Raw genomic sequence first — 17,238 nt, 5'->3', positions numbered from 1 at the left:
GCGGCCTTGCGCGCCCCCACCAAGCGTCGGCGGCTGCCGGCGCGACGAACGACCGAAATCGGGCCCCGGGTGGCGGGGCCGCTGCCTCAGGAGATGGCCGCGCGGCCACACATCACCGCATCGCGCCCGGCATTGAGCGCGAAGCGCAAGGCCTCCGCGGGCGATGACCAGGCAAAGCCGCCCGCCAGGCTCTCATCGCGATAGGTCTCGCGGCGCGGCTGGCCCACCGGCATGCGCACCACCACCACGGCGGCCACATAGCCGTACTGGCGTGGCCGCTCCAGCGCCCCCGCATAGATCCTGAAATCCCCTGTGTCTACTTCTTGGAAATGCATGACCGACTCCTGTGCGATCAAAGCCTCGCTGACCGCAGCGCGACTGTGAACCGATGCGCGGCGGCGCGCACCTCCCACTGAGGGGGGATGCAGATGTAAGCGGCCGGCCCCGGCGCGGCTATGCCAAAGCCGGATAGCTGCGCCGAAAACTCCCATAGATCGGCGTTGGCAGCGCGCCCTAAGCTTGCCGCCAATCTGGCATTCCAGCCATATATCTAACCCAATCCCATGCAATCCAGCCGCCCCCACGCGCTGCGCCGGTGGACCGTCCAGCTCTGCCTGTTGATGCTGCTGCCGCTGTCGCTGCAGGCGGCGCCGCCCGCCGCGATCAAGGTCCTGCGCCTGCCGCTGGAGCAGGCCGAGACCAGCTTCGATCCGGTGCGCGCCGACGACGTCTACTCGCTGCGCGTGCTCAGCCATGTGCTGGAGGCGCTCTACCACTACGACTACCTGGCGCGCCCCGCCAAGCTGGTGCCGCTGACGGCCGCCGCCCTGCCCGAGGTGGCCGAGGACTACAAGCGCTGGACCATCCGCCTGCGGCCCGGCATCTTCTTCGCCGACGACCCGGCGTTCGGCGGCAAGCCGCGCGAGCTGGTGGCGGCCGACTATGTCTACAGCTTCAAGCGCTATGCCGACCCGGCGCTCAGCAGCCCGCGCTTTGCCGAATGGTTGGAGGCCGGCATCCTGGGGCTGCCGGGCTTGCGCGAAGAGGCGCTGCGCAGCGGCAAACCGATGGACTACGGGCGCGAGATCGCCGGCCTACGCGCGCTGGACCGCTACACGCTGCAGATCCGCCTGGCCGAACCGCGCCCGCGCTTCGCCCAATGGTTGGCGGGCAATGACAAGGCCGGGGCGCTGGCGGCCGAGGTGGTGCAAGCCTATGGCGCGCAGATCGGCGAGCATCCGGTCGGCACCGGCCCCTTCCGCCTGGCCGAGTGGCGGCGCAGCTCGCGCCTGGTGCTGGAGCGCAACCCCGGCTACCGCGAGCGCTATTACGACGCCGAGCCCGCCCCCGACGATGCCGAGGGTCAGGCCTTGCTGGCCCGCTTCAAGGGCCGGCGCCTGCCCATGGTGGACCGCGTCGAACTGTCGGTGATCGTGCAGAACCAGCCGCGCTGGCTGGCCTTTCTGAACGGCGAGCTGGACCTGATCGAGGTGCCGGGCGACTTCATGCCCAAGGCGGTGCCCTTGGGCCGGCTGGCCCCGCACCTGCGCCAGCGCGGCATCCGGCTCTACCGCAGCCAGAAGGCCGACGTCACCTATATGTACTTCAATATGCGCAGCCCGGCGCTGGGCGGCAACTCACCCGACAAGGTGGCGCTGCGGCGCGCCATCGGCCTGGGGCTGGACGTGGCGCGCGAGATCCGGCTCACCCGCGGTGGCCAGGCCATCCTGGCGCAGTCGGGCGTGGTGCCCTTCACCAGCGGCTACGACGAGCGCTTCCGCTCCGAGAGCGGCGAGCACGACCCCGCCAAGGCGCGCGCCCTGCTGGACACCTACGGCTACCGCGATCGCGACGGCGACGGCTGGCGCGAGCAGCCCGATGGCAGCCCGCTGGTGTTGGAGATCGCCACCCAGCCCGACGACTTCTCGCGCGCCCAGGACGAGCTGCGCAAGAAGGACCTCGACGCGCTGGGCCTGCGCACCCGCTTCGTCACCGCGCAATGGCCCGAGCAGCTGAAGGCGGCACGCGCCGGGCGGCTGATGATCTGGCAGCTCAGCGAGACCGCCGTCAACCCCGACGGCCAGGACCTGGGCATGCGCAAGCTCTACGGCCCCGAGGCCGGCAGCACCAACCTGAGCTATTTCCGGCTGCCCGCCTTCGACGCCCTCTACGAGCGCGTCACGCGCCTGCCCGACGGCCCCGAGCGCGAGGCCGCCCTGCACGAGGCCAAGCGCCTGCAGGTGGCCTATATGCCGCTGAAGTACATGACGCACCGCATCGGCAACGAGCTGACCCAGCCGCGCCTGCAGGGTTACCGGCGCGGCCTGTTCTCGCAGGAGCTCTGGCACTACGTCGACCTCGCCCCCTGAACGCTTTTTGTTGTTCTTTCCCTCAGACCAAAAAAACCAATGGAGACCCCATGAAATCCAAGACCTTGCACCCGCTGGTCGGTGCCCTCATGCTCGCCGGCCTGGCCCACAACCCGGCCAGCGCCCAGACCGCGCCCGCCCCCGACAAGCTGACCCGCGTCGAGGTGATCGGCAGCCACGTCAAGCGCCTCAACATCGCCGATGAGGGCCCGGCCGCGGTGCAGATCATCTCGCGCGAGGAGATCGCGTCCAGCGGCATGGCGACGGTGCGCGAGCTGCTGGAGCTCTCGGCCGCGGTGACCGGCGAACTCTCGGACATCGGCGGCGGCGGCTCCTTCGCCAACGGCGCCACCGGGGCCTCGCTGCACAACCTGGGCAAGCAATCGACCCTGGTGCTGCTGAACTCGCGCCGCCTCTCGATCTATCCGCTGGCCGACTACAACCAGACCTTTGCCAATATCGACGCGCTGCCGCTGGAAGCGGTGGAACGCGTCGAGATCCTGAAGAGCGGCGGCTCCTCGCTGTACGGTTCCGACGCGGTGGCCGGTGTGATCAACATCGTCACGCGCAACAACTACCAGGGCCTGAGCGCCAAGCTCACCCACGAAAGCTCGCTGCTGAGCCAGCGCTTCGGCAACCGCGCCGGCTCGATCGCGGGCGGCATCGGCGACTACGCCAAGGACGGCTTCAACGTGCTGGCCAATATCGACGTCTACCACCGCGACGGCAACTTCTCCTGGCGCGATGTGCTGGACGATGCCAACCCCGCGATGAAGGCCTATTCGGGCAGCTTCGGCAGCCTCTCCAGCTACAGCTATCCGGGCAATGTGATCGGCGCCGGCCCGATCGCCGGCTGCAACACCTTCAATGCCAGCAAGTCGCTGTGCATGTATGACCGCTACGAACGCTTCGCGGTGCAACCCTCGGCCGATCGCGTCAGCGCCCTGGTATCGGGCAAGCTCAACATCTCCGAGCATCTGCAGGGCTTTGCCGAGGGCATCTACTCCAACACCAAGACCGCCTACTGGGGCCCGCATGGCGCTTACGGCTGGGCACTCGGCGCCTCGGTCTGGGCCGACCCCTCGACCAAGCAGGTGCGCACCTTCTATCCGCGCGGCCTGCCCGCCGAACATCCGCTCAACCCGCTGGGCGAGGAGGCCGAGCTGCGCTACCGCTTCGTCGACGACGGCAATGGCAACCATCTCTCCACCGACCAGTACCGCGTGCTGGCCGGCCTGAAGGGCGACTGGCAGGGCTGGGACTGGGAGGCCGCCGCCGGCGTGATGGGCGGCAAGACGCGCCAGCGCACGCGCGGCTCCTTCAGCGACAGCGGCTTCAAGGCCCTGATCGGCGATTACAACAAGGACAGCTTGGACGCCGACTTCTTCAACAAGCCGGGCGGCTACAGGATCGGCCAGGTCAACAGCGAGGCGGTGCTGGCCCGGCTGTTCCCCGAATACGGCTACCACGCCAGCACGCGCCAGACCTTTGTGGACGGCAAGCTCAGCGGCGAACTCGGCCGGCTGCCGGCCGGCCCCATCGGCGTGGCGGCGGGCTTCGAGCTGCGCCATGAGTCGATGGCCATCCTGCCCACCGAGAACCTCGCCAAGGGCGACATCGTCGGCTGGGGCAGCGTGCGCACCGATGCCGCGCGCAGCTTCGGCGCCGTCTACACCGAGGCCAATTTGCCCTTGGCCAAGAGCCTGGAGCTGCAGGCCGCGGGCCGGGTCGACAAGTTCCACGGCTTCGGCGCGCATTTCTCACCCAAGCTGGCGCTGCGCTTCCAGCCCATGCCGGAACTGCTGCTGCGCGCCTCGCTGGAGAACGGTTTCCGCGCACCCAATCTCGCCGAGAGCTCACCCTCCACCAAATCGGTGTTCGCCAACGGCCTCAGCGACCCCAAGCGCTGCGACGCCGCCAACCGCCTGACGAACGACCTGCGCGCCCAGGCCGCCGCCCTGCCCGACAGCGATCCCAACAAGACGCTGCTGCAGGCGCGCGCCGACGGCATCGTCGGCAGCGAGTGCAATTTCGGCGCCGCCAGCCTGGTGCAGTACAACCCCAACCTCAAGCCCGAGACCTCGCGCATCATCACGCTGGGCCTGGTGCTGCAGCCGATCAAGCAGATCAGCACCTCGGTGGACTACTACAAGGTGGAACGCAAGAACGAGATCCAGACCATCAATGCGCAGGACCTGCTCAGCGCCGAGGCCCAGCAGCCCGCCGGCACGCTGGTGCGCGCGCCCGACTTCAGCAACGACCCCACCTTCATCAATGCCGCCGAGGTCGCCAAGTACCAGCCTGGCGCGCCCAAGGTGCTGTACCTGAACGACCATTTCCGCAACCTCGGCAAGACGCGCGTGAGCGGCATCGACTGGGCCATCAAGAGCCAGTTCAACACGCCCCTGGGTGCGGCCGGCGCCGAGCTGGACGCCAGCTACCTGATCGAGTACCGCAGCTTCAGCACCGCCGAGAATCGCTGGGGCGACAACCTCGCCGGCCGCTACGGCTTCCCGCACTGGTGGGCACGCCTGTCGGGCCACCAGCAATGGGGCGACTGGAAGCATGGCCTGAGCATGATCTGGCAGCAGCCGACCCCGCTCACGGGCGACTACTACGACCAGAGCTGGAACACCCAGGACTGCGTGGACAACAAGGGCCTGACGGCCGAGCAGTGCCGCGTCGCCAGCTACATCCGCTGGGACTACAACCTGCGCTTCACGCCGATCAAGTCGCTCACGCTGACCGCCAATGTGCGCAACCTCTTCAACCGCCGGCCGCCGATGGACTACCGCGCCTTCGGCCAGGGCGGCATCATCCCCGCCAACCGCGAGGACGTGATGGGTCGCATGTTGCGCATCAGCGCCGAGTACAAGTTCTTCTAAGCTAGCCACCTCGACCCAAGGCCGGCCCGGTCTGCGCAAGCAGGCCGGGCTTGCTACCGACCCGCCATGCACAAACTCCTTCCCACTGCCCTGCTCGGTGCCAGCCTGCTGCTGAGCGCGCATGCCCAGATCCCGGACTTCCAGCCGCGCTGGCGGCTCGAGGCCGGGCAGATCAGCTGGACGGTGCGCGACGCGCACCGCGACCAGCTCGAGATGAGCGGCCGCCAGGTCTCGGCGGTGATCGACTATGGCAGCGACGCCCAGGGCCGGCTCGCGCTCAAGCGCACCGTGGTCTGGCCGATGCTGCGCACCCTGCCCGACGACACCCATGCCAGCCTGATGCGCAGCTACGAGCTGGGCATCACGCCCGAGCTGCTGATCGACGGCCGGGCGGCAGCGCCCGAGACGCTGCAGCAGGTGCGCTTCGACGGCATGCTGACGCTGGAATCCGCGCTCGGGCAAGACCTGACCCTGGTGCGCCGGCTCAGCCCCTCGCCCGACGAGCCGGCGCTGGTCGAGCGCCTGGAGCTCGTCAACCGCGGCACGCGCAGCGTGCGCTACCAGTTCAAGCCGCTGCTGCGCAGCGAGGCCACCGCGGCCGAGGCCGGCACCCACGGGGCTTACCGCATCCAGGTCAGCGCCGCGGGCCGCGAGGGCGAACTGGCACCGCAGCAGCGCGTTGCGGTGGACCTGGTGTTCATGGCCCGGCTGGCCAACGAGATGGTGCATGTGGACACCGACGAGGCCTTCGAGCGCCGCGCCGCCAAGCTGGCGCAATGGCGCGGCCAGCTGGTGCTGGAGACGCCCGAGCCGGCGCTCAACACCATGTTCGACTTTGCCAAGATCCGCGCCGCCGAGAGCATCTTCGCCACCCGCGGCGGCCTCATGCACGGCCCCGGCGGCACGCGCTACTACGCCGCCATCTGGGCCAACGACCAGGCCGAGTACGTGAACCCCTTCTTCCCCTATCTGGGCGACCAGGCCGGGGTCGAATCGGCGTTCAACAGCTTCCGCTGGTTCGCCAGCTATATGAACGCGCAGTACAAGCCCATCCCCTCGTCCATCGTGGCCGAGGGGCGCAGTTTCTGGAATGGCGCCGGCGACCGCGGCGACTGCGCCATGATTGCCTACGGCGCCAGCCATTTCGCGCTCGCGCAGGGCGACCGCGACGGCGCGCAGCGCCTGCAGCCGCTGATAGCCTGGTGCCTGGAATACAACCGCCGCCAGCGCGACGCCACCGGCATCATCCGCTCCGACAGCGACGAGCTGGAGGGCCGCTTCCCGGCCGGCAAGGCCAATCTCAGCACCAATGTGCTGGCCTATGCCGCCCTGCTGGGCGCGGCACGCCTGGCCGAGGATCTGGATCCTGCCGGAGCACCGGCGCTGCGCGCCGAGGCCGCGGCGCTGCGCCAGGCCATCGACCGGCACTTCGCCGCGCGCGTGGGCGGCTTCGACACCTACCGCTATTACGAGGGCAATGACAAGCTGCGCGCCTGGATCGCCCTGCCGCTGAGCTTCGGCATCCACGAGCGCCAGGCGGGCACCGTCGAGGCCCTGCTCTCGCCCCAGCTCTGGTCGGCCAACGGCGTGCTCACCGAGGCCGGCGACAGCACCTTCTGGGACCGCTCCACCCTCTATGCCTTCCGCGGCCTGATGCGCAGCGGCGAGCTGGAGCGCGTGCTGCCCTATTTCCGCTACTACTCGCAGCGCCGCCTGCTGGGCGAGCATGTGCCCTATGCGGTGGAGGCCTGGCCCGAGGGCCAGCAGCGCCATCTGTCGGCCGAGAGCGGCCTGTACGCACGCGTGGTGGTGGAGGGGCTGTTCGGCATCGAGCCGCTCGGCCTGCGCCGCTTCGCGCTCGCGCCACGCCTGCCGCAGGCCTGGCCCCGCATGGCGCTGCGCCAGATCCGCGCCTTTGGCAGCCAGGGCCTGGACATCAGCACCGAGCGCAAGGGGAGCCAGCAGCAGGTGCGCGTCAGCGCGCAGGGCAAGCTGCTGCTCGACACCTTGTGGGACGGCCGGGCGCCCCTGCAAGTCACGCTACCCTGATGACCATGACGCCACAACAACCCCACGATCCGGTCGCCGCCACGCTCACCGCCGATGCCCCCAATCCCTGGGGCGCGGTGGTGCCGCCGATCGCGCAGACCTCGCTCTTCACCTTCGCCAGCTACGAGGCCATGGCGGCGCGCTTCGCGGGCGAAACCAGCGGCCCCATCTACAGCCGCGGCGACAACCCGACGGTGATGGAGTTCGAGGCCAAGCTGGCGGCACTGGAGGGCGCCGAGGCGGCGCGCGGCTTTGCCAGCGGCATGGCGGCGATCTCGGCCGCCATCCTCTCAGTCGTGAAGGCGGGCGACCGCATGCTCTGCGTGCGCCATGTCTACCCCGACGCCTATCGCTTCATGGAAAAGTTGTTGCCGCGCCTGGGCGTGCGCGTCGAGTACGTGGACGGCAGCGACCCGGCCGCGGTGGCCGCCGCCCTGCCCGGCGCCGCCCTGCTCTACCTGGAGAGCCCCAGCTCCTGGGTGATGCAGACCCAGCCGCTGCGCGAGCTCTGCGCGCTGGCGCGCCAGCATGGCGTGGTGACCATTTGCGACAACAGCTGGGCCACACCGGTGTTCCAGCGCCCGCTGGATTGCGGCGTCGACCTCGTCGTGCACTCGGCCTCCAAATACCTCAGTGGCCACAGCGACACCGTGGCCGGCGTGGTGGCCGGCAGCAGCGCGCGCATCGCCGCGCTGAACGATCTGGTCTACCCATATCTGGGCGCCAAGCTCGCACCGATGGAGGCCTGGCTGCTGGTGCGCGGCATGCGCACCCTGCAGCTGCGCATGCAGCACCACGCAGCGGCGGCGGCGACGCTGATCGAGCGGCTGCGGGCCCATCCGGGCGTGACCGCGGTGCTGCACCCCAGCCAGGCGCCCGCCGCCGCGGGCAATGCCAGCCTACGTGGCTTCAGCAGCCTGTTCAGCCTGGAACTGGCGCCGCACCTTGACGTGCCGGCCTTCTGCAATGCGCTCAAGCTGTTTCGCATCGGCGTCAGCTGGGGCGGGCATGAGAGCCTCGTCTTCCCCTCGGCCATCGGCCGGGCGCAGAACGCCGGACCTAACCCGCTGCTGGCCTTTGATGTCAGCGGCCGCCTGGTGCGGCTCTACATCGGGCTGGAGGGCGTGGACGACCTCTGGGACGATCTGCAGCAGGCGCTTGCCAGCGCCCGCCGCCCCTGAGGCTGGCCCTCGTGCCTCAAGGCGCCGCCAGGCCCTCCAGCCAGGCGGCAAATTCGCCGTCCAGGCTGCTGCCCCAGCCGCGCAGCAGGGCCTGGTAGCGCGGATAGTCGCCGGCGCGGGTGAAGGCCAGCATCTGCTCGAGCTTGTCGCGCTGGCGCTCCATCATGAAGCGCACCGCCAGATAGCCCCAGCTGTAGATGCGCGCATCGCCGCTGTTGGCCTCGTAGCCGGTGTCGAACAACTGGCTCAGCGCAAAGCTCTTGGCGGCCGCCGCCTGCAGCGCCTTGGGATGCTCGTTGCCGCGCGCGACGTACTCGGCCACACCCTCGGTCCACCACACCAGATAGGGCGTCAGCGGCGCCGGCCGCGGGCAGTTCTCGGGTGGCGCATGCGAGTCATGCAGATTCGCGCAGAAGTCGCCGTAGAGGTTGTAGCGCCCATCGAGGTAGTGCACATACTCATGGCCGAGATTGCGCACCGTGCCATCGGCCCGCTGGTTGGCGACGAACTCGGCATGGTTGCCCGGCTGACCGGGCAGGCCCTCCAGATACATGCCGCCGTTGTTGGTGGGCATATTGAAGTGGGCACCGGCATAACGCACGAAGTCATCGCCCGATCGGTAGATATTGGCGCGCAGCGAGGTGTTCAGGTCATGCGGCACCGGCTTGCCGGCGGTGTGGAAGAGCGCATGAAAGCGCGTCTCGATGGCGGCCAGCTCGCGGCAGATGGCCGCCTCCTGCTGGGCATCGAGCGCCTGCGAGCGCAGGCTCAGGCTGGCGCTGCAGCGGTGGACGCGGCCCAGCACCTGCTCGACGCCCGGGCCGGCGCTGGGTGGCGCCGTGGGCGTGGCGCAGGCGGCCAGCATCAGCGTCGCGCTGGCCGTGGTGAGGGCGCGCGCGAACGGGCGGCAACGGAAGGATGAAGAGGACATGGATGCGAGCGCTTGGCTTTGAAACAGCGTCGCATATTACGATATATTTACAAAATACAAATCACTTCAAAATCCGTCCGAGGCGCCCGCGTTCAGGCGCTTTTCTGGGTGCGGCCGCACAGAGCGCAGGTCTGCGGCTGATCCGGTCCGACCGGACGAAACTTGCTGCAGGAGAGCAGCTTGGACGGCGGCACGCCCTTGGGGCATTTGGCTCGCTTTGGCAGTGCCGCGGGCTGCTCGGCCGTTGCGTCGTTGGTGGTGGTGGGTTTGCCGCTCATATTGAAGTCCTCGGTGTGTGCGCCGGGCGCGCGTCGGGGTATGAGCCCGCTTGTACGCGATGGCCGGGGCGCTGGCAACGCGCTGCACAGGCGACGCCGGAAAGAAAAAGCCCCGACGCTTGCGCGACGGGGCTTTTTGTTTGGAGGAGAGGGGGGGATTCGAACCCCCGAGACGTTTCCGTCCGCCTGATTTCGAGTCAGGTACATTCAACCACTCTGCCACCTCTCCGGTATTCGGTGCTCGCGTGGTTCGGTGCGAGTCAAGCCCGCTAGTATAGCGAACTTTTTCCAGCTTGCCAGGGTTTTGCGACTCAGCCGCGCAAAATTTCTCGGCCGCCCAGATAGGGGCGCAGCACCTCGGGCACCGTGATGCTGCCGTCGGCGTTCTGGTAGTTCTCCAGCACCGCCACCAGGGTGCGGCCGACCGCAAGGCCGGAACCGTTCAGGGTGTGTACCAGTTCGTTCTTGCCCTGCGCATTCTTGAAGCGCGTCAGCATGCGGCGCGACTGGAAGGCCTCGCAGTTCGAGCAGGAGCTGATCTCGCGGTAGGTGTTCTGCGCCGGCAGCCAGACCTCCAGGTCATAGGTCTTGGCGGCGGTGAAACCCATATCGCCGCTGCACAGGCTCACCACGCGATACGGCAGGCCCAGCTTCTGCAGAATGGCTTCGGCATGGCCCACCATCTCCTCCAGCGCCGCATAGCTCTGCTCGGGGTGGGTGATCTGCACCATCTCGACCTTGTCGAACTGATGCTGGCGGATCATGCCGCGCGTGTCGCGGCCGGCGCTGCCCGCCTCCGAGCGGAAGCAGGGGCTGTGGGCGGTCAGCTTGATGGGCAGCTGGGCGGCGTCCAGCATCTGCTCGCGCACGCTGTTGGTGAGCGAGATCTCCGAGGTGGAGATCAGGTACTGCTCGGCCTGTTCCTCATCGCCGCCGCGCAGCACCCAGAACATGTCTTCCTTGAACTTGGGCAGTTGACCGGTGCCCTCGAGCACCTCGCGGTTCACGATATAAGGCGTGTAGCACTCGGTGTAGCCATGCTCATCGGTCTGGGTGTTGAGCATGAACTGCGCCAGCGCGCGGTGCAACTTGGCGGCCGGGCCGCGCAGGAAGGCGAAGCGCGAGCCGCTCAAGCGGGCGCCGGTGTCGAAGTCCAGGCCCAGCGGGGCGCCCAGGTCGACATGGTCCTTGACCTCGAAATCGAAGCTGCGCGGGCTGCCCCAGCGGCGCACTTCCACATTGGCACTTTCGTCGCCGCCCGCCGGCACCGACTCATGCGGCAGATTGGGCACGCCCATCAGCATGGCATTGAGTTCCTGCTGGATCGCGTCCAGGCGCTCGGCGCCGGCCTTCAGTTCCTCGCCGATGCCGCCCACCTCGGCCATCACGGCGCTGGTGTCTTCGCCCTTGCCCTTGAGCATGCCAATCTGCTTGGACAGGCTGTTGCGGCGCGCCTGCAGCTCTTCGGTGCGAGTCTGCACGCCCTTGCGTTCGGCTTCCAGGGCGCCGAAACGCGCCACGTCGAGAAAGGGCTGGGGATTCTTGCGGGTATTGAGTCGTGCGATGACCGCATCCAGGTCTTTGCGCAGCAGGCTGATGTCTAGCATGGGGATTCCTTGTTCTGTCCGAATTCTATGGGGCAAGAAAAAAAACGGCGCCACCAGCGGGCGCCGCTTGCAGCGACAACGCCCGCATCAAGATCGGGATGAATTCACCTCGGCCATGGACTTGTCGCCCAGGCCCAGCGGCAGCGGGAACTGCACATGCTCCTCCACGCCGGGCAGGCTGCGCACCGAGGTAGCACCCAGGGCGCGCAGGCGGCTGATCACCGCCTGTACCAGCACATCGGGTGCCGACGCGCCGGCCGTCAGGCCCACGCGGCTGCGGCCGTCCAGCCATTCGGCCTTCAGGTCTTCGGCGGCGTCCACCATATAGGCGGGCGTGCCCAGCCGTTCGGCCAGCTCGCGCAGGCGGTTGCTGTTGGAACTGGTGGGGCTGCCCACCACCACCACCACGTCGACCTGCGGTGCCAGCACCTTGACGGCGTCCTGGCGGTTCTGGGTGGCGTAGCAGATGTCCTGCTTCTTGGGCTCGCGCACCAGCGGGAAACGGCGCTTCACCGCCGCCAGGATCTCGGCGGCATCGTCGACGCTCAGCGTGGTCTGCGTCACCACCGCCAGCCGGCTGGGATCCTGCACCTGCACATGAGGCACGTCTCCCACCTCTTCCACCAGGTAGATGCCTTCGCTGAGCTGGCCCATCGTGCCCTCGACCTCGGGATGCCCCTTGTGGCCGATCATGATGAACTCATAACCCTCGCGGTGCAGCTTGGCCACCTCCACATGCACCTTGGTGACGAGCGGGCAGGTGGCGTCGAACACATGGAAGCCGCGCTCGGCCGCCTCGCGCCGCACCGCCTGGCTGACGCCATGGGCACTGAACACCAGGGTGGCGCCGGGCGGCACCTCGGCCAGGTCCTCGATGAAGATCGCGCCCTTGGCCTTGAGGTCGTTCACCACATAGGTGTTGTGCACGATCTCGTGGCGCACATAGATGGGCGCGCCGAATTTGACGATGGCGCGCTCGACGATCTCGATGGCGCGGTCCACGCCGGCGCAGAAGCCGCGCGGTTCGGCCAGCAGGACTTCCTGCGGTAGTGCAATGCTCGCCGTCATGCTCACAGCACCCCGATGACCTGCACTTCGAAGCTCACCGGCTGGCCGGCCAACGGATGGTTGAAATCGAACAGCAACCAGTCCTCGCCCACCTCGCGCACCAGGCCGGCATAGCTGCCCTGCCCATCCGGCGTGGGGAACTGCACCACGTCGCCGACGCCGTACTGCTCGTCCGGGTCGCCCAGCTGGCGCAGCAGCTGCAACTTCACGCGCTGCAGCAGCTCCGGGTTGCGCTCGCCGAAGGCCTCGCCCGGCGCCAGCTCGAAACGCGTGTGCGTGCCCTCGGCCAGCCCGATCAGGCGCTGCTCGATGGCCGGGGCCAGCTCGCCATTGCCCAGCGAGAGCGTCGCCGGCTTGTCGGCAAAGGTATTGATCAGTTCGCCGCCATCGGGGCCGGCCAAGCGGTAATGCAGGGTCAGGAAGGACCCTTGTTGAATCAGATTCACGGCGTTTCCGGGTTGTCCGGCTGCATTGGTTTGGGGGGATTTTAGGCTTGGCCGACAATGTGCTCTTCTCCAGCCCGTTCCGTCCACCTTCCCATGCCGCTCGATTCCCTGCCGCCCGACGCGCGCCCGCGCGAAAAGCTGCTGGCCCGCGGCCCCGCCAGCCTGGCCGACGCCGAACTGCTGGCCCTGCTGCTGCGCACCGGTTTCAAGGGCGTGTCGGTGCTGCAACTGGCGCAGCAATTGCTGGACCATTTCGGCGGCCTGGCCGGCCTCCTGCGTGCCGGCGTGACGGACCTTGCAGCCGTCAAGGGCCTGGGCCCGGCCAAGCAGGCCGAGATTGCCGCGGTGCTCGAGATCGCGCGCCGCGCCCTGCATCAGCAGCTGGAGCGCCGCACCGTCTTCGATGCGCCCGAGAGCGTCAAGCAGTTCCTGCGCCTGCAGCTCGACGGCCTGGATCACGAGGTGTTCGCCCTGCTCTTCCTCGACGCCCAGCATCGCCTCATCGCGATGGAAGAACTGTTCCGCGGCACCCTCACGCAAACCTCGGTCTATCCGCGCGAGGTCGTCAAGCGGGCGCTGGCGCATGGCGCAGCGGCGGTGATCCTGGCGCACAACCACCCCTCCGGCGTGGCCGAGCCCTCACGCGCCGACGAGTTGCTGACTCAGGCCCTGAAGAGCGCGTTGAGCCTCGTGGATGTGCGGGTGCTGGATCATTTCGTGGTCGGCGGCGGCAACGCCGTGTCGATGGCCGAGCGAGGCCTGCTGTGAGCCCCAAGCCCGCCACCTTTCACAGCCTGCAGGATCTCAAGGCGCTGCAGCAGGAGTTGATGCTGCGCCGCCGCGAGGCCGAGGAGCGCGCCGAGCGCGCCGCCGCCGCGGCGCGTCTGCGCGAGCAGGAGCAGCGCCTGTTCGAGCTCAGCATCGGTGCCGTGACGCGGCTGCCCGATGCACAGCGCGTGCTGCTGCGCGCCGACCCGCCCGAACCCGAACCGCGCCAGCGCCAGCTCGACGAGCAGGCGGTGCTGCGCCAGGCGCTGTCGGACGATTTCGACGTCGACTCACTGCTCGAGACCGACGAGACCCTGTCCTTCCGCCGCGTCGAGCTGGGCCCCGAGACGGTGCGCAAGCTGCGCCGCGGCCACTGGGCCCTGCAGGCCCAGATCGACCTGCACGGCCTGCGCCGCGACCAGGCGCGCGAGGCCCTGGGCGCCTTTGTGAACGAGAGCGCACGGCGCGGCCTGCGCTGTGTGCGCGTGGTGCATGGCAAGGGCCATGGCTCGCCGGGGCGCGAGCCCGTCCTGAAGAGCCGCGTGCGCCGTTGGCTGGTGCAGAAGCAGGAGGTGCTGGCCTTTGTGCAGGCGCGCGCCAGCGATGGCGGGGCCGGTGCGTTGATGGTGCTGCTGGGTCAGCCCTGAGCCGGCTCAGAGATTGCGCATCCAGTCGGCCGTGTTCATGAAGGAGGCGTCCAGGCGCTGGCGCAGCGCCGGGTCCAGCGCGGTTTCCAACATGGCGCGGCGCATGCAGTCCATCCATTGATCGCGCTCGGCAATGCCGATCGCAAACGGCAGGTGACGCGCGCGCAGGCGCGGATGACCGAAGCGCTCGATGTAGTGGTCGGGGCCGCCCAGCCAACCGCACAGAAACCAGTGCAGCTTGTCGCGCGAGCCCTCCAGGCTGGTGGGATGCAGGGCGCGCAGCGGCGCGTAGGCCGGCTCCAGCTCCATCAGATCGTAGAAGTGGTCCACCAGGGCGCGCACGGCGGCCTCGCCGCCCACCCAGTCGAAGGCCGTCGCCGGCGTGTTGGTCTCAGCCATGCGGCGCCTCAGGCGAGCAGCTTGCTGGCCAGCGCCTTGATCGCCTGCGCCGCGTCGCTGCCGGGGTAATGCTCCAGCAGCAGCTGGCGCTTCAGCACCGCCTGGCGCACCGCCTGGTCGTTCTTCACCTCGCCCAGCAGCTCGAGCCGGAAGGTCTGGCCGGGCGTGGGGCCGACGAAGCGCTGCAGCACCTGCTGCAGCTGGCCGCAGATCAGCTTGCCTTCGCCGGGCCGGTTGGCCTGGTTCACCACCAGCCCCACCTCGCGGCGCCCCTGCTGGGTGGCCAGCACCTTGATGGTGGCGTAGGCGTCGGTCAGCGAGGTCGGCTCCGGCGTGGCCACCACCAGCACATCGGTGGCCAGCGAGACGGCGAACAGCACCACGTCGGAGATGCCCGCGCCGGTATCGAGCAGCACCCAGTCGAAGCGCGGCTTCACCAGGTCGATGATGTAGAGCAGCTTGTCGCGCACCTCGGGCGTGAGGCGCGAATACTCCACCATGCCCGAACCGGCCAGCAACACATGGAAGCCCCCGGGCGCGGGCAGGATGGCCTGCTCCAGCGTGGCCTTCTCGGTGAAGACATCGTGCAGGGTGAGCTTGGGATGCAGGTTCAGCACCACGTCCAGATTGGCCAGGCCGAGGTCGGCATCCAGCACCAGCACCTTCTGGCCGCGCGCGGCCAGGGCGGCGGCCAGATTGGCCGTGACAAAGGTCTTGCCCACGCCGCCCTTGCCGCTGGTGACGGCAAGGGTGCGCGCGAGGGCGCGACCCGATTTCGATGTAGCAGCAGCAGGCGCCATGTTGGTACTCATTCGCTTTCCTGTTGCGTTACGGCAAACAACATGCCTTTTTCCTCTGCGCTGACGAGCGACTCCACCTGACTCTCCAGGCAGGCACGGTTGCGGCCCTCGGCCTTGGCGCGATACAGCTGACGATCGGCGCGCTCCATCCACAGCAGGGACGATGAACGCACCCATTGCGGGGCAAAAGCGCCGCCCAGGCTGATGGTGACGCGCAGGCTCTGCGCCGGCGTGACGGGCACCTCCATCGCAGCCACTCGCTCGCGTATGCGTTCGGCCACCGTGACACCGAAGGTGGGCAGGCAACTCGGCAAAATGATCGCAAACTCCTCCCCACCCACGCGCGCCACGGTATCCATGGGCCGCACGGTCTGGCCGATGGCATCGGCCACCGCCTTGATCACCAGATCCCCGGCGGCATGGCCATAGGTGTCGTTGACGGCCTTGAAATGATCGATATCGAGCACCAGCAGCAGCGCCGATTCACCCGAACGCGCCACCCGGTCGACCTCGCGCGACAGCGCCATCTCGAAGCTGCGGCGGTTCACCAGGCCGGTGAGCGCATCCTTGCTGGAGAGATCGCACAGCGCATCGACCACGCCTTGCAGCCATGCCGCACTGAAGGGCTCAGCCTCGGGCAGCATCGCACCGGCCTGCTGCAGGAGCTGCAAAGCCAGGTCGAGTCGCAATTCGCTGGCATCGACCGGACGGGGTGTTGCGCTGGGTTCCAAGGGGCTCCTGGGGAAGTGCCGGGGCAGTCTAGCAGCGGGCAATACTGCGCACCGGTGCAAAAAAACATCCAAGCACCGCCCTGTTCCGCTTTTAGCCTTGTTAGGCTGGCGCACAAACTCCAGAAACCCGAGAATCCTCGGGAGCGCATGCCTGCGCATCCAACCAGAAGAAGCGAGCCCTACATGCGCCCAGGAACGCCTCAGTCCACGGCAACCGAAGCGGTCGACCACGAGTTCAGCTTCAGCCGCGCAGACTTTGATCGCGTACGCCAACTCATCTACCAACACGCCGGCATCAGCTTGCACGATGGCAAGCACGCCATGGTCTACAGCCGGCTCTCGCGCCGCCTGCGCGACACCGGCCACCGCAGCTTCGGCGAGTACCTGCAATGGCTGGAACAGGCCAGCGGCCCGCAGGGCGAGCAGGAGTGGCAGGAGTTCGTCAACTGCCTGACCACCAACCTGACCTCCTTCTTCCGCGAAGAGCACCATTTCCATTGCCTGGCCGACGACCTGAAGGCGGTCAACACCAAGCCGGTGCGCATCTGGTGCTGTGCCGCCTCCACCGGCGAGGAGCCCTACTCGATCGCGATGACCTGCGCGGAATCGCTGGGCTCGGGTTCGCAGGTGCAGATCGTCGCCAGCGACATCGACACCAATGTGCTCAACACCGCCCGCCGCGGCGTCTACAGCGCCGATTCGCGCGGCCTCTCGCCGGCGCGGCTGAAGAACTTCTTCATGCGCGGCACCGGCGCCAACGACGGGCGCATCCGCGTCAAGCCCGAGCTGGCGCGCTGCATCGAATTCCGTACCCTCAACCTGATGCACACCCAGTGGTCGCTGGGCGACCCCTTTCACATGGTGTTCTGCCGCAATGTGATGATTTATTTCGACGCGCCCACGCAGCGCAAGGTGCTGGAGCGCATCCACAAGGTGATGCGGCCGCACGGCCTGCTTTTCGTCGGTCACTCGGAGAACTTCACCGAGTCCAAGGACTTGTTCCGCCTGCGCGGCAAGACCATTTACGAGCGCGTCTGAGGCTGCGCTCAAGTCCACCCTGTAACCGGCCGAAAATCATC

The 17,238-nt window shown here is 68.1% G+C and carries 16 protein-coding genes and 1 tRNA gene; 7 read left to right on the top strand and 10 right to left on the bottom strand.

Features of this window, described 5'->3' with window-relative positions; genetic code table 11:
* Positions 1–86: 86 nt before the first annotated feature.
* Complete coding sequence (locus AC3WQY_RS02040; protein WP_492705342.1) at positions 87–335, bottom strand: hypothetical protein; 249 nt, start codon at positions 333–335, stop codon at positions 87–89.
* Between the two features lie 228 nt (positions 336–563).
* Between AC3WQY_RS02040 and AC3WQY_RS02035 the strand changes: the two genes are divergently transcribed.
* The 4 genes from AC3WQY_RS02035 (at position 564) to AC3WQY_RS02020 (ending at position 8,484) form a co-directional block, all read left to right on the top strand.
* A complete protein-coding gene (locus tag AC3WQY_RS02035) occupies positions 564–2,369 on the top strand; it encodes an ABC transporter substrate-binding protein (protein WP_492705341.1) in 1,806 nt (601 codons plus the stop codon).
* A 50-nt stretch (positions 2,370–2,419) separates the two neighbouring features.
* Positions 2,420–5,254 carry a TonB-dependent receptor domain-containing protein gene (locus AC3WQY_RS02030; RefSeq protein WP_492705340.1) on the top strand — a complete coding sequence of 945 codons (2,835 nt, stop codon included), beginning with the start codon at positions 2,420–2,422 and terminating at the stop codon, positions 5,252–5,254.
* 66 nt (positions 5,255–5,320) lie between these two features.
* Positions 5,321–7,303 (top strand): hypothetical protein, encoded by a 1,983-nt coding sequence (locus AC3WQY_RS02025; protein ID WP_492705339.1) that lies wholly within the window; start codon positions 5,321–5,323, stop codon positions 7,301–7,303.
* 5 nt (positions 7,304–7,308) lie between these two features.
* Entirely contained in the window at positions 7,309–8,484 is a 1,176-nt protein-coding gene (locus AC3WQY_RS02020; RefSeq protein ID WP_492705338.1) for an aminotransferase class I/II-fold pyridoxal phosphate-dependent enzyme, read from the top strand.
* 16 nt (positions 8,485–8,500) lie between these two features.
* On the opposite strand, the gene AC3WQY_RS02015 is transcribed toward AC3WQY_RS02020, so the two are convergent.
* From AC3WQY_RS02015 to AC3WQY_RS01990, 6 genes are all read right to left on the bottom strand, one after another.
* The gene (locus AC3WQY_RS02015; RefSeq protein ID WP_492705337.1) at positions 8,501–9,415 is read right to left on the bottom strand and encodes a collagenase; all 915 of its coding nucleotides are present in this window, start codon (positions 9,413–9,415) and stop codon (positions 8,501–8,503) included.
* A gap of 92 nt (positions 9,416–9,507) precedes the next feature.
* Positions 9,508–9,693 (bottom strand): hypothetical protein, encoded by a 186-nt coding sequence (locus AC3WQY_RS02010; protein ID WP_492705336.1) that lies wholly within the window; start codon positions 9,691–9,693, stop codon positions 9,508–9,510.
* A 141-nt stretch (positions 9,694–9,834) separates the two neighbouring features.
* Positions 9,835–9,922, bottom strand: a tRNA-Ser gene (locus AC3WQY_RS02005).
* A gap of 82 nt (positions 9,923–10,004) precedes the next feature.
* Positions 10,005–11,300, bottom strand: a complete 1,296-nt coding sequence (serS, locus tag AC3WQY_RS02000) for a serine--tRNA ligase (protein WP_492705335.1) — start codon at positions 11,298–11,300, stop codon at positions 10,005–10,007.
* A gap of 87 nt (positions 11,301–11,387) precedes the next feature.
* On the bottom strand, positions 11,388–12,368 hold the full coding sequence (gene ispH / locus AC3WQY_RS01995; RefSeq protein ID WP_492705334.1) for a 4-hydroxy-3-methylbut-2-enyl diphosphate reductase: 981 nt from the start codon (positions 12,366–12,368) through the stop codon (positions 11,388–11,390).
* Between the two features lie 2 nt (positions 12,369–12,370).
* Positions 12,371–12,814, bottom strand: coding sequence for an FKBP-type peptidyl-prolyl cis-trans isomerase (locus AC3WQY_RS01990; RefSeq protein WP_285232790.1), 444 nt, complete (start codon positions 12,812–12,814; stop codon positions 12,371–12,373).
* Positions 12,815–12,907: 93 nt separating this feature from the next.
* Here AC3WQY_RS01990 and radC point away from each other — a divergent pair, with 93 nt between their 5' ends.
* Entirely contained in the window at positions 12,908–13,582 is a 675-nt protein-coding gene (radC, locus tag AC3WQY_RS01985) for a RadC family protein (protein WP_492705333.1), read from the top strand.
* Between the two features lie 59 nt (positions 13,583–13,641).
* The gene (locus tag AC3WQY_RS01980) at positions 13,642–14,229 is read left to right on the top strand and encodes a Smr/MutS family protein (RefSeq protein ID WP_492705389.1); all 588 of its coding nucleotides are present in this window, start codon (positions 13,642–13,644) and stop codon (positions 14,227–14,229) included.
* Between the two features lie 6 nt (positions 14,230–14,235).
* On the opposite strand, the gene AC3WQY_RS01975 is transcribed toward AC3WQY_RS01980, so the two are convergent.
* The 3 genes from AC3WQY_RS01975 to AC3WQY_RS01965 are packed head-to-tail and all read right to left on the bottom strand — an operon-like array spanning position 14,236 to position 16,477.
* Positions 14,236–14,628 carry a group II truncated hemoglobin gene (locus AC3WQY_RS01975; RefSeq protein WP_492705332.1) on the bottom strand — a complete coding sequence of 131 codons (393 nt, stop codon included), beginning with the start codon at positions 14,626–14,628 and terminating at the stop codon, positions 14,236–14,238.
* An 8-nt stretch (positions 14,629–14,636) separates the two neighbouring features.
* A complete protein-coding gene (locus tag AC3WQY_RS01970; protein WP_425334638.1) occupies positions 14,637–15,440 on the bottom strand; it encodes a MinD/ParA family protein in 804 nt (267 codons plus the stop codon).
* Complete coding sequence (locus AC3WQY_RS01965) at positions 15,437–16,477, bottom strand: GGDEF domain-containing protein (RefSeq protein ID WP_492705331.1); 1,041 nt, start codon at positions 16,475–16,477, stop codon at positions 15,437–15,439. The genes AC3WQY_RS01970 and AC3WQY_RS01965 overlap by 4 nt, the downstream gene beginning before the upstream one ends.
* Between AC3WQY_RS01965 and AC3WQY_RS01960 the strand changes: the two genes are divergently transcribed.
* Entirely contained in the window at positions 16,436–17,197 is a 762-nt protein-coding gene (locus AC3WQY_RS01960; protein ID WP_492705387.1) for a CheR family methyltransferase, read from the top strand. The genes AC3WQY_RS01965 and AC3WQY_RS01960 overlap by 42 nt on opposite strands.
* Positions 17,198–17,238 lie beyond the last annotated feature (41 nt).

The sequence above is a fragment of the Roseateles sp. FW301-B2 genome (assembly GCF_058788955.1).
The sequence above is the reverse complement of the archived record's forward strand: the minus strand, read 5'-3'. Positions and strand labels throughout refer to the sequence as shown.

Coding starts and splice junctions, on each gene's coding strand:
- AC3WQY_RS02040 (WP_492705342.1), bottom strand. CDS start 335: ATGCATTTCCAAGAAGTAGACACAGGGGATTTCAGGATCTATGCGGGG.
- AC3WQY_RS02035 (WP_492705341.1), top strand. CDS start 564: ATGCAATCCAGCCGCCCCCACGCGCTGCGCCGGTGGACCGTCCAGCTC.
- AC3WQY_RS02030 (WP_492705340.1), top strand. CDS start 2,420: ATGAAATCCAAGACCTTGCACCCGCTGGTCGGTGCCCTCATGCTCGCC.
- AC3WQY_RS02025 (WP_492705339.1), top strand. CDS start 5,321: ATGCACAAACTCCTTCCCACTGCCCTGCTCGGTGCCAGCCTGCTGCTG.
- AC3WQY_RS02020 (WP_492705338.1), top strand. CDS start 7,309: ATGACGCCACAACAACCCCACGATCCGGTCGCCGCCACGCTCACCGCC.
- AC3WQY_RS02015 (WP_492705337.1), bottom strand. CDS start 9,415: ATGTCCTCTTCATCCTTCCGTTGCCGCCCGTTCGCGCGCGCCCTCACC.
- AC3WQY_RS02010 (WP_492705336.1), bottom strand. CDS start 9,693: ATGAGCGGCAAACCCACCACCACCAACGACGCAACGGCCGAGCAGCCC.
- serS (WP_492705335.1), bottom strand. CDS start 11,300: ATGCTAGACATCAGCCTGCTGCGCAAAGACCTGGATGCGGTCATCGCA.
- ispH (WP_492705334.1), bottom strand. CDS start 12,368: ATGACGGCGAGCATTGCACTACCGCAGGAAGTCCTGCTGGCCGAACCG.
- radC (WP_492705333.1), top strand. CDS start 12,908: ATGCCGCTCGATTCCCTGCCGCCCGACGCGCGCCCGCGCGAAAAGCTG.
- AC3WQY_RS01980 (WP_492705389.1), top strand. CDS start 13,642: ATGCTGCGCCGCCGCGAGGCCGAGGAGCGCGCCGAGCGCGCCGCCGCC.
- AC3WQY_RS01975 (WP_492705332.1), bottom strand. CDS start 14,628: ATGGCTGAGACCAACACGCCGGCGACGGCCTTCGACTGGGTGGGCGGC.
- AC3WQY_RS01970 (WP_425334638.1), bottom strand. CDS start 15,440: ATGAGTACCAACATGGCGCCTGCTGCTGCTACATCGAAATCGGGTCGC.